The 19,550-nt window shown below is 59.4% G+C and carries 15 protein-coding genes; 11 read left to right on the plus strand and 4 right to left on the minus strand.

Annotated elements, in window-relative coordinates; all coding sequences use genetic code 11:
• Positions 1 to 10 precede the first annotated feature (10 nt).
• From betA to yccS, 10 genes are all read left to right on the plus strand, one after another.
• Positions 11 to 1,714 (plus strand): choline dehydrogenase, encoded by a 1,704-nt coding sequence (gene betA / locus LJX92_RS24780; protein ID WP_005792174.1) that lies wholly within the window; start codon positions 11 to 13, stop codon positions 1,712 to 1,714.
• 225 nt (positions 1,715 to 1,939) lie between these two features.
• Complete coding sequence (locus tag LJX92_RS24785) at positions 1,940 to 3,382, plus strand: TldD/PmbA family protein (RefSeq protein WP_228309060.1); 1,443 nt, start codon at positions 1,940 to 1,942, stop codon at positions 3,380 to 3,382.
• Complete coding sequence (locus LJX92_RS24790) at positions 3,382 to 4,698, plus strand: TldD/PmbA family protein (protein ID WP_228309061.1); 1,317 nt, start codon at positions 3,382 to 3,384, stop codon at positions 4,696 to 4,698. The genes LJX92_RS24785 and LJX92_RS24790 overlap by 1 nt, the downstream gene beginning before the upstream one ends.
• A gap of 247 nt (positions 4,699 to 4,945) precedes the next feature.
• Entirely contained in the window at positions 4,946 to 6,463 is a 1,518-nt protein-coding gene (locus tag LJX92_RS24795) for a hypothetical protein (RefSeq protein ID WP_228309062.1), read from the plus strand.
• Between the two features lie 75 nt (positions 6,464 to 6,538).
• The gene (locus LJX92_RS24800) at positions 6,539 to 7,276 is read left to right on the plus strand and encodes a hypothetical protein (protein WP_228309063.1); all 738 of its coding nucleotides are present in this window, start codon (positions 6,539 to 6,541) and stop codon (positions 7,274 to 7,276) included.
• A gap of 214 nt (positions 7,277 to 7,490) precedes the next feature.
• On the plus strand, positions 7,491 to 8,363 hold the full coding sequence (locus LJX92_RS24805; RefSeq protein ID WP_032879030.1) for an alpha/beta fold hydrolase: 873 nt from the start codon (positions 7,491 to 7,493) through the stop codon (positions 8,361 to 8,363).
• Positions 8,364 to 8,416: 53 nt separating this feature from the next.
• Entirely contained in the window at positions 8,417 to 9,844 is a 1,428-nt protein-coding gene (gene mdtD / locus LJX92_RS24810; RefSeq protein ID WP_032879027.1) for a multidrug transporter subunit MdtD, read from the plus strand.
• 130 nt (positions 9,845 to 9,974) lie between these two features.
• Positions 9,975 to 11,312: an ATP-dependent RNA helicase DbpA gene (gene dbpA, locus LJX92_RS24815; protein WP_235165500.1), complete on the plus strand. Its 1,338-nt coding sequence runs from the start codon at positions 9,975 to 9,977 to the stop codon at positions 11,310 to 11,312.
• A 159-nt stretch (positions 11,313 to 11,471) separates the two neighbouring features.
• Positions 11,472 to 12,650 (plus strand): NAD(P)/FAD-dependent oxidoreductase, encoded by a 1,179-nt coding sequence (locus LJX92_RS24820; protein WP_032879024.1) that lies wholly within the window; start codon positions 11,472 to 11,474, stop codon positions 12,648 to 12,650.
• Between the two features lie 151 nt (positions 12,651 to 12,801).
• Positions 12,802 to 14,985, plus strand: coding sequence for a YccS family putative transporter (gene yccS, locus LJX92_RS24825; protein ID WP_005792181.1), 2,184 nt, complete (start codon positions 12,802 to 12,804; stop codon positions 14,983 to 14,985).
• A 4-nt stretch (positions 14,986 to 14,989) separates the two neighbouring features.
• Here the strand turns inward: yccS and LJX92_RS24830 are convergent, their stop codons facing one another.
• Complete coding sequence (locus LJX92_RS24830) at positions 14,990 to 15,727, minus strand: substrate-binding periplasmic protein (protein ID WP_032879022.1); 738 nt, start codon at positions 15,725 to 15,727, stop codon at positions 14,990 to 14,992.
• Between the two features lie 197 nt (positions 15,728 to 15,924).
• Here LJX92_RS24830 and LJX92_RS24835 point away from each other — a divergent pair, with 197 nt between their 5' ends.
• Entirely contained in the window at positions 15,925 to 16,377 is a 453-nt protein-coding gene (locus LJX92_RS24835) for a GNAT family N-acetyltransferase (RefSeq protein ID WP_148854084.1), read from the plus strand.
• A gap of 36 nt (positions 16,378 to 16,413) precedes the next feature.
• On the opposite strand, the gene LJX92_RS24840 is transcribed toward LJX92_RS24835, so the two are convergent.
• From LJX92_RS24840 to LJX92_RS24850, 3 genes are read right to left on the minus strand one after another with little or no spacing between them, the layout of a single operon-like run.
• Positions 16,414 to 16,710: a winged helix-turn-helix domain-containing protein gene (locus LJX92_RS24840; protein ID WP_005792184.1), complete on the minus strand. Its 297-nt coding sequence runs from the start codon at positions 16,708 to 16,710 to the stop codon at positions 16,414 to 16,416.
• Between the two features lie 17 nt (positions 16,711 to 16,727).
• Entirely contained in the window at positions 16,728 to 17,228 is a 501-nt protein-coding gene (locus LJX92_RS24845; protein ID WP_032879017.1) for a M48 family metallopeptidase, read from the minus strand.
• A gap of 43 nt (positions 17,229 to 17,271) precedes the next feature.
• Positions 17,272 to 19,377 carry a putative bifunctional diguanylate cyclase/phosphodiesterase gene (locus tag LJX92_RS24850; RefSeq protein WP_228309064.1) on the minus strand — a complete coding sequence of 702 codons (2,106 nt, stop codon included), beginning with the start codon at positions 19,375 to 19,377 and terminating at the stop codon, positions 17,272 to 17,274.
• Positions 19,378 to 19,550 lie beyond the last annotated feature (173 nt).

Raw genomic sequence — 19,550 nt, forward strand, 5'->3', positions numbered from 1 at the left:
GGTGCATCCAATGTCCCAAGAATACGATTACATCATTGTGGGTGCCGGCTCCGCCGGTAACACCCTGGCGACCCGTCTGACCGAAGACGAAGGCGTCACCGTTTTGCTGCTGGAGGCCGGTGGCCCAGACTACCGCCTCGACTTCCGTACCCAGATGCCCGCCGCCCTGGCTTTCCCGCTGCAAGGCCGCCGCTACAACTGGGCCTACGAAACCGATCCAGAGCCACACATGGACGGTCGCCGGATGGAGTGCGGGCGCGGCAAGGGCCTGGGTGGTTCTTCGCTGATCAACGGCATGTGCTATATCCGTGGCAATGCCATGGACTATGACAACTGGTCGAAGCTGCCCGGTCTGGAAGACTGGACGTACCTCGATTGCCTGCCGTATTTCCGCAAGGCAGAAACCCGCGATATTGGCCCGAACGACTACCACGGTGGCGAAGGCCCGGTCAGCGTGACTACGCCGAAAGCGGGCAACAACCCGTTGTTCCACGCCATGGTCGAAGCCGGCGTACAAGCCGGTTACCCGCGGACCGAAGACTTGAACGGTTACCAGCAAGAAGGCTTCGGCCCGATGGACCGTACCGTCACGCCGAATGGCCGTCGCGCCAGCACCGCACGCGGTTACCTGGACACGGCTAAAAAGCGTTCGACCCTGACCATCGTCACCCATGCCCTTACCGACAAAGTGTTGTTCGAAGGCAAGCGTGCCGTTGGCGTGCGCTACCTGATCGGCGCCGCCGAAGAGCGCGTTGAAGCCCGTGCGCGTAAAGAAGTATTGGTGTGCAGCGGTGCAATCGCTTCGCCGCAGTTGTTGCAACGCTCCGGTGTCGGCCCGGCCAAGCTGCTGGAAAGCCTCGACATCCCGGTGGTCCACGACCTGCCGGGCGTCGGCGAAAACCTGCAGGATCACCTTGAGCTGTACCTGCAATATGCGTGCACCCAGCCGGTGTCGCTGTACCCATCGCTGCTCTGGTACAACCAGCCAGCCATCGGTGCCGAGTGGCTGTTCAACGGCACTGGCATTGGCGCCAGCAACCAGTTCGAAGCCGGCGGTTTTATCCGTTCGCGTCCGGAATTCGAATGGCCGAACATCCAGTACCACTTCCTGCCGGTCGCGATTAACTACAACGGCAGCAACGGTGTGAAAGAGCACGGTTTCCAGGCACACATGGGCTCCATGCGTTCGCCAAGTCGTGGCCGCGTGCAACTGAAGTCGAAGAACCCACGGGACTACCCGAGCATCCTCTTCAACTACATGGCCACCGAGCAGGACTGGCAGGAGTTTCGCGATGGCATCCGCCTGACCCGTGAAATCATGCAGCAGCCGGCACTGGATCAATACCGTGGCCGCGAAATCAGCCCGGGTATTGAAGTGCAAACCGATGAGCAGCTCGACAAGTTCATCCGCGAGCACGCCGAAACAGCGTTCCACCCGTCCTGCTCGTGCAAGATGGGCACCGACGAGATGGCCGTAGTGGATGGCGAAGGCCGCGTGCATGGCATGCAGGGTCTGCGTGTAGTCGATGCGTCGATCATGCCGATCATCACCACCGGTAACCTGAACGCGCCGACGATCATGATCGCCGAAAAAATCGCCGACAAGATCCGTGGCCGCAAGCCACTGCCGCGCAGCACCGCCGACTACTACGTGGCAGGCGATGCGCCGGTTCGTGGCAAGCCGATGCGTGAAGTAGGGCCTACTGCGCAGTAACTGATACACCGCGGCGCCTGATATCGCAGGCAAGCCAGCTCCCACATTTGACTGTATTTGCACATCTGAATTTGTGAACACAGTCAGTGTGGGAGGGGGCTTGCCCCCGATGAGGCCCTGACAGACACCACAAAACCTCCCCCTCTACACTTTCCTTGATCAGCTCCCAGCCCCGGCCTACTCTGTTGGCCTGCCGCGCGCCGAGCCGCCCACAAGGAAGGCCCCATGTTCGAACACCACGCCACCCTCAAACAGCACTTCAGTGCCCTGCGCACCCGTGCCGAATTCTTCTCCCTGCGCTACGTACGCGAATCCGGTCAGTACCTGTCGGTACGCAAGAACGTCGCCGAGCCACCACACCTGAGCCACGATGAAGGCGCCATGCTTACCGTGCGTCTCAATGGCGTGGAAGCCTATGCCGCGACCAACGACATTTCCCTTGCCGGCCTGCAAGCGGCCCTTGAGCGCGCCGAACAGCAAGCCCGGATGATCCAGCCCCACGCCCTGCTCGACCTGCACCAGCAGCCGGTTTCCAATGAAGTCGCCGACTACCTGTCTCCGGACCTTGATCAGCCCTTCCCACCCCTGAGCGACTGCTACCAATTGCTCGGCGATGAATCTGCCGCCGTGCCCAAGGATGAACGCCTGGTGACTTGGGAAGTCAGCCTGGGCACCACCCATGTTGAGCAGATCTACCTCAACAGCGCCGGCGCGCAATTGCGCCAGGCTCAGCGCTTCGTCTTCCCTGGCCTGAGTGTCACCGCCTTCGACGGCAACGATAGCCAGACCCGCACCCTGGGCGGTACCAACTTCGGCCAGCAAGGCAGTGCCGGTGTGATCCAGCGCTTTGGCCTGGTGGGCGCCGCCCGCAAGGTGGCCGACGAAGCCCTGCAATTGCTGCTCGCACCCAATACGCCCCACGGCCAACGTGACCTGCTGCTGATGCCCGACCAGATGATCCTGCAGATCCACGAGTCCATCGGCCATCCGCTGGAACTCGACCGCATCCTCGGTGACGAGCGTAACTACGCCGGCACCAGTTTTGTGAAGGCCAGCGACTTCGGCCATCTGCAATACGGCTCACCGCTGCTTAACGTAACCTTCGACCCGGACATCCCCGAACAGCTCGCCAGCTACAGCCATGACGACGACGGCACCCGCGCCAGCAAGCAATTCCTGATCCGCGATGGCCTGCTGCTCAAGCCCCTGGGCGGTGCGTTGTCGCAATTTCGCGCCGACTTGCCAGGCGTTGCCAGCAGCCGCGCCTGCGGCTGGAACCGCCCGCCCATCGACCGCATGGCCAACCTGAATATCGAGGCCGGCGATAAAAGCATGGAGCAACTGGTGGGTGGCATTGAAAACGGCATCCTGATGTCGACCAACCGTTCGTGGTCCATCGACGATGCGCGCAACAAGTTCCAGTTCGGTTGCGAGTGGGGCCAGTTGATCGAAAACGGCGAACTCAAGGGCGTGGTGAAGAACCCCAACTATCGGGCAATTTCCGCGCAATTCTGGCGCAACCTCAGCGCGGTCGGCGACGCCAGCACCTTCAAGGTATTGGGCACGCCCAACTGCGGCAAGGGCGAGCCCAACCAGGTGATCCGCGTCGGCCATGCGTCGCCGGCCTGTGTATTCAGTAACATTGACGTATTTGGGGGCGATGCCTGATGAACCACTTCAAGGCACTGGTGGACTGGCTCAAGCAGGCCGTCACCGACAAGGAGCAGTTCCACCTGGGTTACGCGGATGAATCGTCCGAGTTCGTGCGTTTTAACCACGCACAGGTGCGCCAGGCCGGCCAAGTGCAACAGGCCAGCCTGAACCTCAAGCTGATCAACGATGGCCGCCACGCCGATCTGGGCATCACCCTGTCCGGCGAGGCGGCACTGGATCGCCAGCGTCTGGCCGATGCCCTGCAACAGCTGCGTGAAACCCTGCCGCTACTGCCACGTGATCCGTACCTGCTGCTCAACCACAACGCCTGGCAAAGCAGCAACGAACAGCGACGGCCGCTGCCGGCGCTGGCCCAGGTGCTGGACGATATCAGCCAGGCTGCCGACGGCGTCGACCTGGTCGGTTTCTACGCCGCCGGCCCCATCAGCCGTGGTTTCGCCAGTTCCTCGGGCGCGTTCGGCTGGCATTGCGCCAACAGCTTCAACTTCGATTTCAGCCTGTTCCACGCCAATGGCGAAGCGGTCAAGGCCAGCTACGCCGGGCACACCTGGGACAGCGCCGAATTTGCCGCACGCTTTCAACAGGCCCGCGAGCAACTGGCGTTTCTGGGGCGGCCGCTGCACAAGCTGGCGCCCGGCCAATACCGTGCCTACCTTGCACCGCCAGCGCTGGAAGAAATCATCAGCATCATTACCTGGGGTGGTTTTTCGGCCCAGGCCATCGCCAGCAAAGGCAGTTCGTTGCAGCGCCTGTATGCCGGTGAACAATCACTGAGCCCGCTGGTGACAATCAATGAACAGATCAGCGGTTCCCTGAGCCAGGCATTTTCCACCGAAGGCTACCCGCGCGGGGATGTGCCCCTGATCCGGGCAGGCAAGGCCGAGGGCCAGTTGATCAACTCTCGCAGCGCCGCCGAATACGGTTTGAGCACCAACGGCGCCAGCAGCGACGAGTCGCCCAGCGCCTTGCAAATGGCGGCAGGCAGCCTGGCCCAGGCCGATATCCTCAAGCAGTTGGGCACCGGGTTATATATCAGCAACCTCTGGTACCTGAACTATTCCGACCTGCCAGCGGCGCGCCTGACCGGCATGACGCGCTTCGCCACGTTCTGGGTGGAAAACGGCGAAATCAAGGCGCCGGTCAGCACCATGCGTTTTGATGACAGTGTCTATCAGTTGCTCGGCTCGCAACTTGAGGCCCTGACCGCTGATCGGGAGTTGTTGCTCTCGGCCAGCACTTACAGCCAGCGCAATACCACCTCCAACCTGCTGCCGGGTGCCTTGGTCAAGCGCCTGACCTTGACGCTGTGAAACTTTCACAGCCCGCGTAAAAACTAATGGCAGCCACTCCGGCTGCCATTAGTTATATAAGTGTCCGGCTATTTCCCTTCCTGCGTACAAACCGACCCAAGGCCGGATTTATCCTGCATCCAAAACCAATCGAGGTCACTCTCTGTAACCTATCCTCTCACCTATAGCGGGAACGCATTGCAGCAACAGGACACTTACAACAGTGATTCATTTGCGGGCAACCCACTATCAACTGCGGAGCATACTTATGAGCCTGAGCATTTCGACGCCCACCGGCAGTCATCGGTCGAGCGTAAATAGCTATTCACAAACAAGGGGCAAATCCGCAAATAACACGTCGAGCTCTGAAAACAAACTATTGTCTTCACACCTCCTCCGCGCCGTGCCTACCGAAACATCCGCAACACATGTCATATCAGGAAAAGATAGAGGCGCCCCACCCAGTAACTTGTGGACTGGCTTGTATGCCACCTATGAAAAATACCCCTACTTTGGCCGTTATGACCACGATGACTGGGTGGCGGTAATTAAGGCCGCCATGTCGGGCCTCGGCCAGAGCCCCTTGAGTATTTTTGATGAAGTCAAGGACACCGGAAACGGCTACAACATCACCATGAAAGACGACTTCAAACTGCATATATCCAACGATGAACTAGCACTGGCTACCCACCATGCCAAGTTTGCGGGCGACGATGAGGGCATGCTAAAAGATGCACGCTTTATTTTTGCGATCATGAATAAACGCAAGCACCTTGAAGCACAATACAACTACAGAAAAATCGATTATCGCACCCATATTCACCAACACAGCTTTGGTGCTGTTCTGAGCTCTTCTGATTACGGGATCAGCGGGTACGAGGGTTTAAAGCTTTTAGGGCTTGACTACCAACTACAGCATGTGTGGTCTCAGGACGTAGGGAACCAGGTAGCCGTACCGGCAATGAAGGTATTTTCGAGTAAGCGCGGCATGATTAATGACGGCTTTATGGAAAACTACGGGCACAAGAAAAAGGTACCACAATGGATAGAAAGCTTTATTGTCCTTAAGGCCCCCCACACCTCCATGCCGACGCCTATTGCGGTCCCTCAGATATCAACACCTTCCACCTTCACGCTCGAACCCCTTCCCCCTGAAGGTGATATTCAGGCCGACCATGAACTCCCGGAGCTTTCTGCCAAACGAAATGGACAGAAACCAGATAACCTGGTCACCGGGTTTTACACGCAAAGACCTTTTGTCTTTCAAGGTGAGACTTCAACCCACGCCGATGTCATAAAATTGCTGATGTCCAAGTTCGGGCAGAGCCCAACCGATGTTTTTTCAAATGTAAAATTCGCCCATAACGCCTATCAGGTCACCTTTAGGGACGGATTTGAGTTGACCCTCTCGCGGGACGAACTTGAGCAAGCCCAACAACACTCCTTATTCATCGGGCACGATGATGGCATGATAAAGGACGCCAACTTCATCTTCGCAGCCTACATCAAACGTCAACAACTCCAGCCCCCCGTGCGTTCCTTTGGGCAGAGTTTCGAAGCAGCATTGATTGGCAACATTGATGGCCGTACGGTAAAAAATGTTCTGGAAGGGATGGGCGTGAGCTCATCTATTAAATACATGGAAAGAGCAGGCGATGCCGATGGCCTGACCGTGTTGATCGGCAGTAACGCTGGTGGGCTGTTCTACAACGGCAGGCTCATAAAGGAAGGTAAAAACCTTCCTGGGGATGAGAAGGTACACACCCACGGATATCAACTCGCATAATAATAAATCCTCACCGTCAGTTCTCAGACAACCTGTTCACCGACAGTCCCCTTTATGCACCCCGAGTCAATTACTATGAATATCGGTTTCTCTCCACTGAATGGCCTCAACTATCCAACCCCTTACGATAATAGTCGCATCAACAATCGCCACTTGGAAAAAGGCGAATTCAATGCTGCCTACACCCGCAAAGATGATGCCCCCGCCCGTACAATTGTTCGCTCGACCACCGACTCGGGCATCAGACCAAAAAACATATGGCGAGATTTCTTTCAAGTCACCGAAGGTAACTGTGTCACGGTGTCAGCCATCAAGGCGGCGATGGCCAAGTTCGGCAGCCATCCAGAGAGTATTTATAAAAAGATAACCCGGACACCTGAAGGTTATGACGTAGTGATGCGCGACGATGTCCGCATCACCCTGACCCATCAAGAACTGCTTCAAGCCATGGAGCACACAGGATTCGCTGGTAGCGGCAAGGTCTTGCGACATGCCGTTTTTCTATATGCGGCCAGCGCAAAGCGGGCGCAGAACGAAAACAATGACCACCGGGCCAGCCAGAACTTTAAGACCGCAATGGACACCTTGAACGACGGAGAACACCCTGGTGAAGCGTTAACACGCCTTGGGCTCAAGCACTCTATGCGCAGCGGCACTCTTGAGGAATTAAAAAATGGAGCGATAGGTACCCTTGCCAACTCCAGCCATTCTGTCGCCGTCATTGATGGCCATATCGACTTGTGGAGTATCAAAGTTCCTCTTGGCGACTCACCATTCGACAGTAAAGAAAATACCGTATTGGTGTTGGCTTAAATCAATCTTTGCCTGACTTGCCTGTAAGTGGACTCATCTGTCAGGCAAATCCCTTCCCACTGGTAAACTTTCTGCGGTGCTCTCATTTGGCGAATCCGCCTATTGTCCCCTCCCTGATTCCTCGTTATAAGGCTTGATGGCATCCCGCCACCCCACCCACGTGCCCGCACGTGATGCATGACCTTGCCTGGACTGGGCAAGCTGGAGCCTTCAGATGAACCATGGAAGTTTTGTCATAGAGAAGCTGTTCAAACACTACAACGTTCACGTAGAGCAGCTCGGTAACCATCCGCATAGAAAAACCGTACTGATGGTCAATGGCGCGCTGTCCACCACGCGCTCCTTTGCCCGCACCAGCAAATGCCTGGCCGAGCATTTCAATGTGCTGCTGTTCGACTTGCCGTTCTCCGGCTACTCGCGCGAGCACAACACCGACCTTGACCTGGTCACCAAGGACGACGAGGTGCAAATCCTGCGTGCCCTGGTGGAACGCTTTGAGGTCAACCATCTGGTGTCGGCCTCGTGGGGCGGCATCTCTACGCTGCTGACCCTGGCGCACAACCCGCCCTCCATCGAAAGCTCGGTGGTGATGGCCCTGGCGCCCAACCTCAACCAGGCCATGCTCGAATACGTGGAGCGCGTGCGCGTGTTGATCGAGGCCGATGACAAATCTGCGGTCGGCCACCTGCTCAACGAGACGGTCGGCAAATACCTGTCGCCGCGCCTCAAGCGCAACAACCATCGGCACCTTTCGACCATGGCCACTACCGAGTACCGCCAGGCGCGCTTTCACATTCACCAGGTCCTGGCCTTGGGCGATGGCAACTACTTGCCAGCGCTGCGACAGATCGAGACGCCGGTGCACTTTCTCAACGGTGCCCTGGACGAATACACCCCGGCCGCCGAGGCCCAGCTGTTCAAACAATATGTAGGCCGCAGCAGCTTTGCGGTGGCCGAGCATACCGGCCACCTGCTGGACCTGGAGTCTCGGGAGGCGGCGCTGGCAGTTCACCGTGCATTGCTGGATTTCCTGGTCGGAGAGCACGCAACGTTGTCGGACTTAGACGAACCGCCAGTGGGAAAATGAGCGACGAATGGCGCATAATCGCCAACACATAGCCTGCTAATAAAAGGGTCCCCATGCCGAATCGTGCCCCTCTCGATGCCAAGACCGCCCGCTGGCTCCCCTGGGTGGTAGCGATTGCCTTCTTCATGCAATCGCTGGATGGGACGATCCTCAACACGGCTCTGCCGGCCATGGCCCGGGACCTCGCGGAGAACCCGCTGCGCATGCAGGGGGTGGTGATCGCCTACATGCTCACCGTCGCCCTGCTGATCCCCGCATCGGGCTGGATCGCCGACCGCTTTGGCACCAAGAAGATTTTCTTTGGCGCGATCATGCTGTTCAGCCTCGGCTCACTGCTATGCGCGTTGTCCAGCAGCCTGACCATGCTGGTGGGCGCACGGGTGATCCAGGGCTTGGGCGGTGCGCTGATGCTGCCGGTCGGGCGGCTAGTAGTGCTGCGCGCTTATCCACGCTCCGAGCTGGTGCGCATCATGGGCTTCATCACCATCCCCGGCCTGCTCGGCCCATTACTGGGCCCGACCATGGGCGGCTGGATGGTGCAATACCTGACCTGGCACTGGATCTTCCTGATCAACCTGCCGGTGGGCATGATCGGCTGCTATGCCGTGTGGAAATTCATTCCCGACCTGCGCGGCAGCGAACGCACGCGCTTCGACGGCCTGGGTTTCCTGCTGTTCGGCGCGGCAATGGTGCTGATCACCATCGCCATGGAGGGCCTGGGCGAACTGCACCTGCCGCACCTGCGGGTCATATTGCTGCTGTTCGGCGGGTTCGCCTGCCTGGCGGCGTACTGGCTGCGCGCCGGGCATATTGATAACCCGTTGTTCTCGCCGGTGCTGTTCAAGACCCGCACCTTTGCCGTCGGCATTCTGGGCAACCTGTTTGCGCGGCTGGGCAGCGGCGCACTGCCGTTCCTGGTACCGCTGCTGTTGCAGGTGGCACTGGGTTACTCGCCATCGGAAGCGGGGATGAGCATGTTGCCGCTTGCGGCGGCGGCGATGTTTGCCAAGTCCGTGGCAAGGCCGCTGATCGAGCGCCTCGGTTATCGCATCGTGCTGACCGGCAACACCTTGGCTCTGGGCATCATGCTGGCGAGCATGGGCCTGGTCAGCGAGCACACGCCCTACCCGCTGCTGCTGGCAATGCTGGCGGTGCTGGGGGCGATCAACTCCCTGCAATTCACGGCGATGAACACCGTGACCCTGATCGACCTCGACGACGCCCAGGCCAGCAGCGGCAACAGTCTGTTGTCGGTGGTGGCGCAGTTGTCCCTCAGCCTCGGCGTGGCCTGTGCCGGCGCGTTGCTTGGCGGGTTTACTGCCGAAGCCGGCAATGATGGTGTGGAAAGTGTCCTCGGCGCGTTCCAGTTGACCTTCCTCACCGTGGGCATCATGGCGATGCTGGCGGCGGCGATCTTCCTGCAATTGTCGCCAAAAGACGGCAAACGCGTGGTCAGCCGCGAGCACGATATCGAGCACTGACGGGCTTCTCGTCGAGAACTTGCGGGGAAAATCCCACAGGGCTGGTACACTGCGCGACATTTTGTTTTGCAGAGCCAGTCCCGTGACTACCATCGCCACCGCTTTTAATACTTTGCCCCTGTCCGCCGCCATGCTGGCTAACCTCGACTCGCTGGGTTACGTCGAGATGACGCAGATCCAGGCGCAAAGCTTGCCGGTGATCCTCAAGGGGCTGGACCTGATTGCCCAGGCCAAGACCGGCAGCGGCAAGACCGCCGCCTTCGGCATCGGCCTGTTGAACCCGATCAACCCACGTTACTTCGGTTGCCAGGCGCTGGTGATGTGCCCCACCCGTGAACTGGCCGACCAGGTCGCCAAGGAAATCCGTCGCCTGGCCCGTGCCGAAGACAACATCAAGGTGCTGACCCTGTGCGGCGGCGTGTCCCTCGGCCCGCAGATCGCCTCCCTGGAGCATGGCGCTCACGTCATCGTCGGCACCCCGGGCCGTATCCAGCAGCACCTGCGCAAAGGCTCGCTGGTACTGGACGGCCTGAACACCCTGATCCTCGACGAAGCTGACCGTATGCTCGACATGGGCTTCTACGACGCCATCGAAGACATCATCAGCAAGACCCCACCACGCCGCCAGACCCTGCTGTTCTCGGCCACCTACCCGGTGAGCATCAAGCAGCTGGCGTCCAAGTTCATGCGTGCGCCGCAGCAGGTGAAGGCCGAGGCGTTCCACTCCGATGACCAGATCGAACAGCGTTTCTTCGAGATCTCGCCAGAAGAACGCATGGACGCGGTGACCAAGGTGCTGGCGCATTTCCGCCCAGCCTCCTGCGTGGCGTTCTGCTTCACCAAGCAGCAAGTGCAGGAAACTGTCGACCACCTGACAGCCAAAGGCATTTCCGCCGTCGGCCTGCACGGCGACCTGGAACAACGCGACCGTGACCAGGTACTGGCGATGTTCGCCAACCGCAGCACCTCGGTGCTGGTGGCTACCGACGTGGCTGCCCGTGGCCTGGACATCGACTCGCTGGACATGGTGATCAACGTCGAACTGGCCCGCGACTCGGAAATCCACATCCACCGCGTTGGCCGTACCGGTCGTGCTGGCGAGACCGGTATCGCCATCAGCCTGGTGGCGCCGTCCGAAGCGCACCGCGCCCAGGCCATCGAGCAACTGCAGAAGTCGCCGCTGAACTGGGACCAACTGGACAACCTCAAGCCGCAAAGCGGTGGCCCGCTGCTGCCGCAGATGAGCACCCTGTGCATCGCCGCCGGGCGTAAAGACAAAGTCCGCCCAGGCGACATTCTGGGTGCATTGACCGGTGAAGCCGGCATTCCGGGCGCCCAGGTCGGCAAGATTGCGATCTTTGACTTCCAGGCATTCGTGGCCGTGGAACGCGGGATCGCCAAGCAGGCGTTGCAGCGCTTGAATGACGGCAAGATCAAAGGCCGTTCGTTGCGTGTGCGGATCCTGTAAATATCTCGCACACCAATGGAGATTCAAATGTGGGAGGGGGCTTGCTCCCGATAGCGAAGTCTCAGTCAATATAGATGTGACTGAACCACCGCCATCGGGAGCAAGCCCCCTCCCACATTTGACTGTATTTCAATTCAGAATTTGTATGAGGACACCGTTTTGCGCTCGACCGAAGTTGTGATCATTGGCGCCGGCGCCGCAGGCTTGATGTGCGCACTGACCGCCGCCGGGCGTGGGCGCAAAGTGATGCTGATCGACCACGCCAACAAGGCCGGCAAGAAGATCCTGATGTCCGGTGGCGGCCGCTGCAACTTCACCAATATGTACACCGAGCCTGCCAACTTCCTCTCGCATAACGCGCACTTCTGCAAGTCGGCCCTGGCGCGCTACACCCAGTGGGATTTCATTGGGCTGGTGGCCAAGCACGGTGTGCCGTACCACGAGAAAAAACTCGGCCAGCTGTTCTGCGATAACAAGTCCAGCGACATCCTCGGCATGTTGCTCGATGAGTGCATCCAGACCGGCGTGAGCCTGCACCTGGACACCTCCATCGAGGAAATCGCCAGGCTCGATAGCGGCTACCAATTGCAGACCACGCTCGGCGAGTTGCACTGCGAGTCGCTGGTGATTGCCACCGGTGGCTTGTCGATCCCCACATTGGGCGCCACCGGTTTTGGCTATCAAGTGGCCAAGCAATTTGGCCACGAACTGCTGCCAACCCGCGCCGGGCTGGTGCCGTTTACCATCACCGACCAGCTCAAGCCATTGTGCAGTGAGTTATCCGGCACTTCAGTGGATTGCCTGGTGAGCTGCAACGGCCAGAGCTTTCGCGAGAACATGCTGTTCACCCATCGCGGCCTGAGCGGGCCGGCGATTTTGCAGATCTCGTCTTACTGGGAATCCGGCGACACGGTGGAAATCAACCTGTTGCCCGATCATGACGCCCATGACTGGCTGCAACAGCAACAGGCCGAGCATCCCAACAGCGAGCTAAAGACCCTGCTGGGGGAGATTTTCACCAAGAAGATGGCCAACCTGCTGGCCCAAAGCTGGTTCGAATCCAAACCGATGAAGCAGTACACCCATGCTGAAATTGCCGATATCGCGCAAAAGCTTGGGAGCTGGCAACTCGTACCGGCCGGCACCGAGGGCTATCGCACTGCCGAGGTAACCTTAGGTGGAGTGGACACGCGGGAAGTGTCGTCCAAGACCATGGAATCACTGAAAAGCCCTGGCCTGTACTTCATCGGCGAAGTGCTGGATGTGACCGGTCACTTGGGCGGGTTCAACTTTCAGTGGGCCTGGGCGTCGGGCTACGCAGCCGCGCAATACGCCTGACACAACGCAGTAAACATGTGGGAGCAAGCCCCCTCCCACATTGGTTTTGTAGTGATCTTGAAAAATTTGCTGTTGGATGTGATCAGCACACTTGCCGTGGCGTCCTTGATAGCTCAATTTAGCGACAACGTCCCGGAAGACTCCAGACTTCATGTCATCGACCTCGTTCAAGCAGTCCATGCGGCGCCTGTGGGCGCTGGATAAATTCAGCTACAGCGTACGGGTGTTCATCGCCCTCACCGGCAGCATGGCGCTGTGTTGGTACCAGGATGAAATGACGCTGTTGATCCCGCTGTTCCTGGGGATTATCGCCAGTGCCCTGGCCGAGACTGATGACAGTTGGCAGGGCCGCCTCAACGCCCTGGCGGTGACACTGGTGTGTTTCAGCATCGCCGCGCTGTCGGTGGAATTGCTGTTCCCCTACCCCTGGATCTTTGCCATCGCCCTGGCCCTGGCCAGTTTCTCCCTGACCATGCTCGGTGCGCTGGGCGAACGCTATGGCGCGATTGCCTCGGCCACCTTGATTCTGTCGGTCTACACCATGATCGGCGTGGACCAGCGCGGCGGCGCCGTCACCGACTTCTGGCATGAGCCGCTGCTGCTGGTGGCCGGCGCCGCCTGGTACGGCGTGCTGTCGGTGCTGTGGCAGGCGCTGTTTTCCAACCAGCCGGTGCAGCAGAGCCTGGCGCGGTTGTTCCGTGAGCTGGGGCGCTATCTCAAGCTCAAGTCATCCTTGTTCGAGCCGATCCGCCAACTGGATGTGGAAGCCCGGCGCCTGGAACTGGCCCAGCAAAATGGCCGGGTGGTCGCCGCGCTGAATGCGGCCAAGGAAATCATTCTGCACCGTGTCGGCAATGGCCGACCGGGCTCGAAGGTCAGCCGCTACCTGAAGCTGTATTTCCTGGCCCAGGACATCCACGAACGCGCCAGTTCGTCTCACTACCCGTACAACGCCCTGACCGATGCCTTTTTCCACAGCGATGTGCTGTTTCGCTGCCAGCGCCTGCTGCGCCAGCAAGGCAAAGCCTGCCAGACCCTGGCCGAATCGATCCAACTGCGCCAACCGTTCATCTATGACGACAGCTTCGCCGAGGCCCTGGGCGACCTGAACGCCTCCCTGGAGCACCTGCGCATCCAGAGCAACCCCGCCTGGCGTGGCCTGTTGCGCTCGTTGCGCGCCCTGGCCGCCAACCTGTCCACCCTTGACCGCCTGCTGGGCGACGCCAGCAACCCCGATGCCCTGGCCGACGCTACCGACAGCAACCTGTTGGACCGCGCCCCGCGTAACTTCAAGGAAATGTGGACGCGCCTGCGCACCCAACTCACGCCGACGTCATTGCTGTTTCGGCACGCCTTGCGCCTGTCACTGGCATTGACCATCGGCTATGGCACCCTGCACGCCATCCACGCGTCCCAAGGTTACTGGATCATCCTCACCACCCTGTTCGTCTGCCAGCCGAGCTACGGCGCCACCCGCCGCAAACTCGGCCAGCGGATCATCGGCACCGCCATCGGCCTGACCGTGGCCTGGGCGCTGTTCGATTTGTTCCCCAACCCGGTCGTGCAATCGATGTTCGCCATCGCTGCGGGCCTGGTGTTCTTTATCAACCGCACCACGCGCTACACCCTGGCGACTGCAGCGATCACCCTGATGGTGCTGTTCTGCTTCAACCAGGTGGGCGATGGCTACGGGCTGTTTCTGCCTCGCCTGTTCGATACCCTGCTTGGCAGCCTGATCGCGGGGCTGGCGGTATTCCTGTTCCTGCCGGACTGGCAAGGCCGGCGCCTGAACAAAGTGCTGGCCAATACCCTGACCTGCAACAGCATCTACCTGCGCCAGATCATGCAGCAATACGCCGCCGGCAAGAGCGACGACCTGGCCTACCGCCTGGCCCGGCGCAACGCGCATAACGCCGATGCCGCGCTATCCACTACGCTGGCGAATATGCTGATGGAGCCTGGGCACTTTCGTAAGGAGGCCGACGTAGGCTTTCGCTTTCTGGTGCTGTCACACACCTTGCTCAGCTATTTGTCGGGTTTGGGTGCGCACCGCGAAACCCAGCTACCGGCCGACGTGCGTGAGCATTTGATCGAAGGCGCAGGCAACAGCCTGGCGGCAAGCATTGATGAGATCGCCAGCGGCCTGGCCAACAAACAGCCGATTGCGATCCAGAGTGATGCCGAGGAAGGGTTGGCGGCAGAGTTGGAGCAAATGCCGGATGAGATCGATGAGGCGCAGCGGCTGGTGCAAACGCAGTTGGCGTTGATCTGTCGGCAGTTGGGGCCGTTGCGCACGTTGGCCGCGCACTTGATCAAAGACACCAGCGCGGCTTAGGCCGCTACATCCCATGCGCCTTCATCAACCGCGCATAACTGCCATCCGCCTTCATCCGCGCAATCTCCCGATCAAAACCGGCAACAATCTGCGCGTGTTCGGGGTTCTTCAGGCTGACCAGGATATGCAAGCTGTTCTGGCTCAAGGGCTCGCCCACAAACGCCACGGCATTGCGCACCCGCGGCGATTCCCGCGCCAGGTAGTAACGCGCTACGTATTCATCCTCCAGCGTCAACCGCACGCGCCGGGCCGCCAACATGCGCACGGCCATGGCAAAGTTGTGCACCGGCACTTTCTGCAACAGTGTGTCTTGGTCAAACGCTGCCGAGTAGGCGTAGCCGCGCACCACGGCGATCGTCTCGTCGTGCAGTTCTGTCAGGTTGCGATAAGCAATGGGATCATCGCTACGCTTGAGAAAGCGCACACGGTTAAGCAAATACTCGCCGGAAAATTGCCCCAACTGCGTACGGGCCTCGTCGTACCAGGCGTTGATCAGCACGTCGTAGCGTCCGTCCCCCACCCCTTTCAAGGCGCGAGCCCAAGGCACCTGGTCAAAATCACTGGCATACCCCGCACGGGCCAGGGCCGTGCTGACGATATCCGTGGCCAGGCCGCCATTGATCAGGGTGGCATCGGTAAACGGCGGCCAGCTATCCGCCACCAGGCGCAGGCGTTGTGCCAACACCGGTTGGGCCAGTAACAACACGGCGATCAAAGCAACGGCACGAGTCAATCGCGGCATGCTCAAAGTCCTTGGCAGGCAGGCAGTGGCCTGATAACAGTAGCTCATCAATGAGCGTGCACTGCAGATTACACAAAGAAGCCCGCGGCGCCCGCGCCGAATGATGGCAAATTGATGCCATTCACAAAATTACCATTTTAGACACCAGCGCCCGCCGCGCTTACTATTCTTGGCACGTCTTTATACGAGCACACATCATGACGGTTGATTGGGTCTGCAAACATCACGACGACTTGGGCAAGGAACAGCTGTACGCCATCCTGCGCCTGCGCAACGAGGTCTTCGTCGTCGAGCAACAATGCGTTTACCAGGACATCGACGACCAGGATCTGGCGGGCGATACCCACCACTTGATGGCCTGGCAAGATGATGAGCTGGTGGCCTACCTGCGGTTACTGGACCCTGAGTCCCAGGGCGACGACGTAGTGATCGGCCGCGTCATCGTAGCAAAGGTGGCACGGGGCACCGGGCTGGGGCATCAAATGATGGAGGAAGCGCTCAAGCGCATTGAGAGTATCTGGCCAGAAATGCCGATTTTTCTCTCAGCCCAGGCGCATTTGCAGGGGTATTACGGGCGCTATGGGTTCGTAGTGGCGGGCGAGGAATACCTGGAAGACGATATTCCACATATTGGTATGCGGCGGGCTTGATGGCCTCATCGGGGGCAAGTCCAGCCACAACCTGTGTCAGGGGTAACCCAACACCTGCTTGATCATCGCAAGATTGGCCGCGATCCACCCCCGGTCAATCGCACCCCAATCACGAATCCGATAATGCCCAGCGTGATTACGCGCCCCCTCTTCCTGCTCAAACTCGCACACGATATCCAAGTCAGCCAACGCCGCAATCGTGTCCTGGGCCGTGCGCCGTGGCATGCCAGTGGCCTCGGTCAGCGCCGGGACGCTGCTGGCCAACTGGCTGTCGATCAAATACGCCACATACAGGCGGCGATAGAAGCTGCTTTTGGTCTTGCTCACATCCATGGTCTGTCGCCTTGTGGTTAGGGCTTGCCCTGCAAATCGCGCCAGGTGAGGTACACCCGCAGGTCGAATTCCACCTGATGGTAGTCCGGCATCATGTATTGGCAGAGTTTGTAGAACGCCTTGTTGTGGTCCGATTCCTTGAAGTGCGCCAGTTCATGCACCACGATCATGCGTAGAAACTGCGGGGCGGCCTCCTTGAACAGCGAAGCGATGCGAATCTCTTTCTTGGACTTGAGATTACCGCCCTGTACCCGCGAAATCGTGGTGTGCAAACCCAAGGCGCGATGAGTCAGGTCCAGCCGGTTATCGAACAGCACCTTGTCGATGGACGGTGCGTTGCGCAAGTGTTCCTGCTTCAGGGCCAGCGCGTAGGCGTACAGCGCCTTGTCGCTCTGCACGGCGTGGCGTTCGGGGTAACGCTGCTCCAGATAGGCACCCAACTGGTCCTTGGCGATCAGTTGACGCACTTGCTCCTGAAGCGCAGCGGGATAGGCCTGGAGGTATTTCAACGCAGTCATGGGGGTGTGCAACGCAAATGGGACGGGCGCCAGTGTAGCGAATTCAACGCCCGCGAGGGTACGACCAGCCTGCAACGTCCTCGGCCATTAACGGCAACGCCGCCCACGGCCCCTGGATATACGTGCAGCCATTGGCCTTGAGCCATTCTGTTTGCTCAAGGGTCTCTACGCCTTCAGCGATCACCAACACATTAAAATGCCCACACAACTGGATGATGCTGCGTGCCATTGCGGCATCCCGCGACGAGCCTGGCAGGCGCGCCACCAACTGCGGGTCAAGCTTGAGGGTGTCGAACGCAAGATCGCGCAAATGGGCCAGGGAGCAGTGGCCAGCACCAAAGTCATCCAGGGCTATACGCACGCCAATGCGGCGCAGTAACTGCAACTGTTTGGTCGACTCCTCAAGATTATTCATCAGGCAGTCTTCACCGATTTCCACCTCCAACTGCCGCCCACGCAGCCCATGTCGCTCCAGTACCTGCTGCAGTTGGTTGGCCAGGTTGGGCATATTGAACTGGCTACTGCTCAGGCTCACGCTCAGCACCAGCTCAGGGTCGAAGGTAGCTTGCCAGGCCTGGCGCTGAGCAGCGACTTGCTGGTAGATCCAGGTGCTCAACTGGCTGATCAAGCGCGCCTCTTCCAACAGCGGCAAAAACAAACCTGGTGGCACATCGCCGACACTCGGATGCTGCCAGCGCAACAGTGCTTCGACACCGCGCAGACGCCCATCATCCAGGCACATCTGGGGTTGGTACACCAAGGTGAAATCCTTGTTCGCAATGGCTGTGCGTACGCTGTCTTCGAGCATCAGCCGCGAACGGGCGCGGCCGTTCATTTCCTGGTCGTAGTAACGATACTGCTGACGTCCGGCGCGCTTGGCTTCGTACATAGCGATATCTGCTGCCCGTAACAGACCGCTCAGGTCCGAGCCGCAATCCGGAAACGTCGCAATGCCAATACTGACGCCGAGCATCACATCCAGACCGTCGACCTGCTGGCACACAGACACTCGCTCGATCAGCTTTTCCGCGATCTTCGCAGCCTGTTCGGGGAACTCAAGCTCCAGCAAGGCGGTGAACTCGTCCCCGCCAATGCGTCCGAGAATGTCGTAGGAACGCAGACATGCCTGCATTTGTTCAGAAACCCAACGCAGCACGCGATCACCGGCGTCGTGGCCCAACGTATCGTTGACTCGCTTGAAGCCATCAAGGTCCAGGTACAGCAATACCAGCGCCTGCTCACTGCGTTCGCCGCGCAGCAACGTATTCTCCACCGCCTGATGAAAACCCCGCCGGTTCAGCAGCCCGGTCAACGGGTCGGTCACGGCCTGGAACTCCAGCTGCTGGTGCAGGTGGCGCACTTCAGACATGTCCAGCACTGTCACCACCATCGCCTGCTGCTCGGCAGGCAAGGGCGCGCAGGATAACGCCACCGGCACCTGCTGCCCGCGACCAGTACGCAAAATGGCATCGTGCTGGCGCCACGTCTGGCCCTTGCGATACGCCTCGTACATCGGGAAGCCCAGCCAAGTGGGCACATGAGGTTTTTGCAGAAAACTGAGGAAACTCTCCCCCTGCAACTCGGCCATCGTGGCATTGAGCAGCCGCGAAATGGCCGGGTTGGCGTACTCGATCACACTGGTTTCGCCCACCACCAGAATGCCCTCGGCGGCGTTATCCAGCACCGAGGCATTAAAGGCGCGGGCCAGTTCCAGGTCATGGCTCAGGCGCTGCAAAGCGCGGCGATTACGCTGGTGATCCAGCAACGCCTGCACCTTGGGCTTGAGGATAAGTGGGTCAAACGGCTTGAACAGGTAGTCGATCGCACCGCTGGCATACCCTTCAAGTACCGCATCGGGTGAATGGGCAGTGGCTGTCAGGAAGATAATCGGCGTCATGCGCGTGCGTTGGCTGCCACGCATTAGACGTGCCACCTCGAAGCCATCCATACCGGGCATGCGCACGTCCAGCAACACCAGGTCGACGTCGTGGGCCAGCAGCAATTCCAAGGCTTCCAGGCCGGAAGCGGCGGTCATTACCCGCCAGTCTTCACACTGCAATAGCGCACGCATGCTGACGAGGTTTTCCGGGTAGTCATCGACCACCAAAAGGACCGAACTGGCATCGCCTGGGTGTGGAGCGCAATCCATGCTACGTCTCTTCCTTGGGGAGCTGCACCGGTCAGTTCTGTTACCAAACCCGGATAAATACTGAGGGCTCACTCTAGCCTCGGTTCCAAAAAAGCAGAAGTGACGTGGATGCCCTCATTGAAACAAAAGCCAGGAAGCCGACTAACGGTAAGGCCCTACAGCCCGCGGCTCAT

Source organism: Pseudomonas sp. HN8-3 (genome assembly GCF_020790195.1).
In the GTDB taxonomy this organism is placed as follows: domain Bacteria; phylum Pseudomonadota; class Gammaproteobacteria; order Pseudomonadales; family Pseudomonadaceae; genus Aquipseudomonas; species Aquipseudomonas synxantha_A.

Coding starts and splice junctions, on each gene's coding strand:
- betA (WP_005792174.1), top strand. CDS start 11: ATGTCCCAAGAATACGATTACATCATTGTGGGTGCCGGCTCCGCCGGT.
- LJX92_RS24785 (WP_228309060.1), top strand. CDS start 1,940: ATGTTCGAACACCACGCCACCCTCAAACAGCACTTCAGTGCCCTGCGC.
- LJX92_RS24790 (WP_228309061.1), top strand. CDS start 3,382: ATGAACCACTTCAAGGCACTGGTGGACTGGCTCAAGCAGGCCGTCACC.
- LJX92_RS24795 (WP_228309062.1), top strand. CDS start 4,946: ATGAGCCTGAGCATTTCGACGCCCACCGGCAGTCATCGGTCGAGCGTA.
- LJX92_RS24800 (WP_228309063.1), top strand. CDS start 6,539: ATGAATATCGGTTTCTCTCCACTGAATGGCCTCAACTATCCAACCCCT.
- LJX92_RS24805 (WP_032879030.1), top strand. CDS start 7,491: ATGAACCATGGAAGTTTTGTCATAGAGAAGCTGTTCAAACACTACAAC.
- mdtD (WP_032879027.1), top strand. CDS start 8,417: ATGCCGAATCGTGCCCCTCTCGATGCCAAGACCGCCCGCTGGCTCCCC.
- dbpA (WP_235165500.1), top strand. CDS start 9,975: ATGCTGGCTAACCTCGACTCGCTGGGTTACGTCGAGATGACGCAGATC.
- yccS (WP_005792181.1), top strand. CDS start 12,802: ATGTCATCGACCTCGTTCAAGCAGTCCATGCGGCGCCTGTGGGCGCTG.
- LJX92_RS24830 (WP_032879022.1), bottom strand. CDS start 15,727: ATGCCGCGATTGACTCGTGCCGTTGCTTTGATCGCCGTGTTGTTACTG.
- LJX92_RS24835 (WP_148854084.1), top strand. CDS start 15,925: ATGACGGTTGATTGGGTCTGCAAACATCACGACGACTTGGGCAAGGAA.
- LJX92_RS24840 (WP_005792184.1), bottom strand. CDS start 16,710: ATGGATGTGAGCAAGACCAAAAGCAGCTTCTATCGCCGCCTGTATGTG.
- LJX92_RS24845 (WP_032879017.1), bottom strand. CDS start 17,228: ATGACTGCGTTGAAATACCTCCAGGCCTATCCCGCTGCGCTTCAGGAG.
- LJX92_RS24850 (WP_228309064.1), bottom strand. CDS start 19,377: ATGGATTGCGCTCCACACCCAGGCGATGCCAGTTCGGTCCTTTTGGTG.